Below are 3,440 nucleotides of genomic sequence, written 5' to 3' on the forward strand. Positions count from 1 at the left end.
AAATAAGGCTGTTTAGCCATTCTTTATAAGTTTAATTATAGCATAATCGAAAAGAGGCTTAAATGGGTTTAATTATCTATTTAAGCCTTTTTTATTACCTGTTTTAACCTATTTCCCGGTTAATGAGAATAGATGCAGCCGGAAGGGATTTTATATACAAACAGGAAGGGGTAAGGTTAAAAGCCTATTATGATGTAGCCGAAGTTGCTACAATCGGGGTAGGTATGACTTATTACCCGGCAACAGGAAAGAACGTTAAAATTGGTGATACCATCAGTTTAGAACAGTGCGATTCAATGTTTACCGCTCTGGTAAAAAGCTATGAAGAAGCCGTTACCGCTGCCGTTAAAGTACCCCTAAATCAATCCCAATTTAATGCTCTGGTAAGTTTTACCTACAATGTCGGTATCGGCAACGCCACCAAAGGCTTTTTAGGTTCAACCCTTCTTAAACGGATTAATGCCAAAGCTTCACCAGACCTTATCAAGGCAGCTTTTTTAATGTGGATTAAAGCCGGGGGCAAAGTGGTTGCCGACCTGAAAACCCGTAGGACAATTGAAGCTGATTTGTTCATTAAACCACTAAATACTGAACATAACTAATGAAACCAATTTACACCATCATCACTGTTTTGCAAACCTCTTTTTCTGCACTGTTCAAATTCATTGCCGCCAACATCTGGAAACTGATAATTTTTACTTTCTGTACTTACCTGTTACCGACTTATGAGATGATAGCGGTTACTATTTTCTTACTGATAGCCGATATGATTACAGGTATCTGGAAATCAATAAAGACCGATGTTCCGGTGACCGCCAAAAAGATAGGAATAACCACTGAAAAGATGTTTGCTTATATGTTGGGTATCATTTGCGCCTATGTAGTACAGCACAATATCACCGGGGATTTAATTAAGGTGATGCTGATTTTTACCTCACTGATTTCATTCAGGGAGTTCAAAAGTATAGTTGAAAATATTGAGGTGATAACAAATACCCAAATTTGGGGCTACATAGTAAAGCAGTTAGGTAGCTTCATTCCCACTAAAGGGCTAAAAACTGATTCAAAAGATAAGGAGACAAAAAATGAACCTAACTAAAATTTTAGAAGTACTATCAGGGGTGTTGACTGTAGTATTGGGCGTGATTAACCTAAAAAAGATTAATCTAAAAATAGCTTTAAAGTGCTGTGCCAACTAATATAGTTATTACCATATCGTTAGCATAATATCCGCTATCAGCAGTGATTTTTATACCATTATATGTTTCTCCTGAACCGCTTAAATTGACCTCGAATGATTTGTTTTTTAAAATGGTTATCAGTTGAGACGAAAGTTTTTTTTGATTACTTACTTCTGATACGTAGAATAAAATTCGATTATTTTTGATTTTATTAATTTTTCTCAACAACGTAATGGTGTCTATAATGTTTTTAGCTTCATCCTCAGTTAAAGATTTCTCAGTAGACACGTTTACATCTCCATTTACACCATTATTAGTTCCATTTACGGTATGATTTCCATTACCCCTTATTTCAATTTTTTTTAAAGGAATTGGTTTATATCTAATTGGCGTTTTAATGGTTGATTTATTGACATTGTTTTTTTGATTGATTTCTGTTTTTGATATTGCCAATTGATTTTTTGAAGATGTTTCCTTTTTCTTATCAAAGAAATTTAATGAAACGCCCAAAAACGTTAAGATTGTGGCAATAGTTGCAAGTACACCTAACACCTGTACCCACGATTTTTGCCACCATTTTTCAGGAGGTGTGGGGCTGCTACCATTGTTAAAATTTACGGTGTGAGCTGTTATACCCCCGGTTTGCTTACTGCTACTTATCGTATTGATGTTCCCACTTTTTTCCGGCGTTGGATTGGGTTTATTTTTCTTTCTCATTATACTCAAAGATAAAAATTTTCAACACCTCTTTCTGTGGCTAATATTATTAGTAATATTGTGCTATGCCTTCAATGTTTGAAACCGTACAAAGGGAATTAGTTGTTTTAGCTGACAAAGCCAGGAGCACGGGGTGTTGGTTTTATTGTAAACGAAACAATGATTGGTTAACGCCCGAAGAATTTGAAGCGTTAGGAAAAGGCGACCTAATATTGTATGGTGAAAATTGCAGAACCGTTATTACCGATTATCAAATGGTTGACCCTAAATATGGTATTAAAAGTCGAATGAAAACGCTGAATGATGCAACCGCCGACCTCGAAAAGTTTACTGAAAGGGTAACCACATATTTTAACTTTATTGCTAAAGATAAAAACGACAATCGAGACTTAATGTATAAAAAACCTCTTAGATGACCGAAGAAACTTACATTGAAAAAGTTAAAGTATACCTTTCACAGGAATTGCCAGAACCTTATAACAGGCTAATAACCATTAAAAATTTAACAATATTCGTAGTGATACCTGATAGCGTTAAATTTATTGATGGTTATAAACTGCTTCATCCTTTAATTGAAACCAGTATCAATAGGATAAGAAACCGGGAGTACGATTTAAATTTTACAATCTGGTCACCTAATCAGTTAAGAGATTTTAAAATATATAAATAGCTTATTAGTTGTTTTTTTCTACGAACTTTTGAATTCTTAAAGTATAATCATCCTTCTGCATCGGATTTAATTCAAAAGCGGATGATAACGATGAAAGAGGTGTTTTCAGTCTGCACTTATAAAAGCTACTAAGCTTTTCTTTAAAAAGGCTTTTTAGGTCGGTAGATAGATTTGAAATGCTGATTCGTTTTTGAATTAAATTAAAAGTGTCTACAAATAGCATTATTTGATTTGATTCGTACCAACTTTTAAAGGTCATTTCATCAAGATATTCAAAATTAAATTCATACCTATATTGCCTACAAAAGTCATTTAGCCCTTCGATACCTGTTAGCTTTCTTTCTATTTTTTCTACTTTTCCATTATTAGGGCGTTCAGTTGTTTCCTTTGTATAAAAGCTGTTCAATTCATTTTCCAATTGATTTATTAATAGAAAAATTATATCACTTTCATTTTTTAGTTGCTGTTCTTTGTTTGAATCTGTTTGTCTTGTTAGTGCTAAGTAAAGTAATACAGATGAGAATATTCCAATTAAAGGTGCGGTGATACCACCGATAACAGTACCAATATTTGATTTTGAAGCAGAACTTAAATTGAAAATTTCACTAAAAGATGGTTGAGTAAGAAGTATTACAGACGCAAAACAACCCACTATTAATGATGCAATGAGCAGGATAATTAAGCGATTTGATTTATTCATAATGATAAGATTTGACCGTACTAATCTACAATTTTGTGAGCTTATTCAATTTTAAAAAGGGTATGTCATGGCATACCCTTTTTAAATCTTTGCTAAAATCTTTTGTTTTCAGACGGTTTAATGATTTTCTTATTCAATCTTTCCTTTACATACGCTATGGTTACATTGGGGT

At 33.5% G+C, this 3,440-nt stretch carries 6 protein-coding genes; 4 read left to right on the forward strand and 2 right to left on the reverse strand.

Translation table 11 applies throughout. The features are described 5' to 3' along the window. Window positions 1-122: 122 nt before the first annotated feature. Window positions 123-602, forward strand: a complete 480-nt coding sequence (locus AC1DU2_RS30750) for a lysozyme (protein WP_477389442.1) — start codon at window positions 123-125, stop codon at window positions 600-602. Beyond that, the gene (locus AC1DU2_RS30755) at window positions 602-1,099 is read left to right on the forward strand and encodes a phage holin family protein (protein ID WP_477389443.1); all 498 of its coding nucleotides are present in this window, start codon (window positions 602-604) and stop codon (window positions 1,097-1,099) included. The genes AC1DU2_RS30750 and AC1DU2_RS30755 overlap by 1 nt, the downstream gene beginning before the upstream one ends. Window positions 1,100-1,178: 79 nt before the next feature. Here the strand turns inward: AC1DU2_RS30755 and AC1DU2_RS30760 are convergent, their stop codons facing one another. Beyond that, on the reverse strand, window positions 1,179-1,898 hold the full coding sequence (locus AC1DU2_RS30760; protein WP_477389445.1) for a hypothetical protein: 720 nt from the start codon (window positions 1,896-1,898) through the stop codon (window positions 1,179-1,181). A gap of 65 nt (window positions 1,899-1,963) precedes the next feature. On the opposite strand from AC1DU2_RS30760, the gene AC1DU2_RS30765 reads away from it, so the two are divergent. Further along, window positions 1,964-2,314 carry a hypothetical protein gene (locus AC1DU2_RS30765; protein ID WP_477389447.1) on the forward strand — a complete coding sequence of 117 codons (351 nt, stop codon included), beginning with the start codon at window positions 1,964-1,966 and terminating at the stop codon, window positions 2,312-2,314. After that, the gene (locus tag AC1DU2_RS30770) at window positions 2,311-2,568 is read left to right on the forward strand and encodes a hypothetical protein (protein ID WP_477389449.1); all 258 of its coding nucleotides are present in this window, start codon (window positions 2,311-2,313) and stop codon (window positions 2,566-2,568) included. Before AC1DU2_RS30765 ends, AC1DU2_RS30770 begins: the two co-directional genes overlap by 4 nt. Window positions 2,569-2,572: 4 nt before the next feature. Here the strand turns inward: AC1DU2_RS30770 and AC1DU2_RS30775 are convergent, their stop codons facing one another. Next, complete coding sequence (locus tag AC1DU2_RS30775; protein WP_477389451.1) at window positions 2,573-3,268, reverse strand: hypothetical protein; 696 nt, start codon at window positions 3,266-3,268, stop codon at window positions 2,573-2,575. Window positions 3,269-3,440: the final 172 nt, after the last annotated feature.

This window comes from Mucilaginibacter sp. P4_C11 (assembly GCF_056402115.1).

Coding starts and splice junctions, on each gene's coding strand:
- AC1DU2_RS30750 (WP_477389442.1), top strand. CDS start 123: ATGAGAATAGATGCAGCCGGAAGGGATTTTATATACAAACAGGAAGGG.
- AC1DU2_RS30755 (WP_477389443.1), top strand. CDS start 602: ATGAAACCAATTTACACCATCATCACTGTTTTGCAAACCTCTTTTTCT.
- AC1DU2_RS30760 (WP_477389445.1), bottom strand. CDS start 1,898: ATGAGAAAGAAAAATAAACCCAATCCAACGCCGGAAAAAAGTGGGAAC.
- AC1DU2_RS30765 (WP_477389447.1), top strand. CDS start 1,964: ATGCCTTCAATGTTTGAAACCGTACAAAGGGAATTAGTTGTTTTAGCT.
- AC1DU2_RS30770 (WP_477389449.1), top strand. CDS start 2,311: ATGACCGAAGAAACTTACATTGAAAAAGTTAAAGTATACCTTTCACAG.
- AC1DU2_RS30775 (WP_477389451.1), bottom strand. CDS start 3,268: ATGAATAAATCAAATCGCTTAATTATCCTGCTCATTGCATCATTAATA.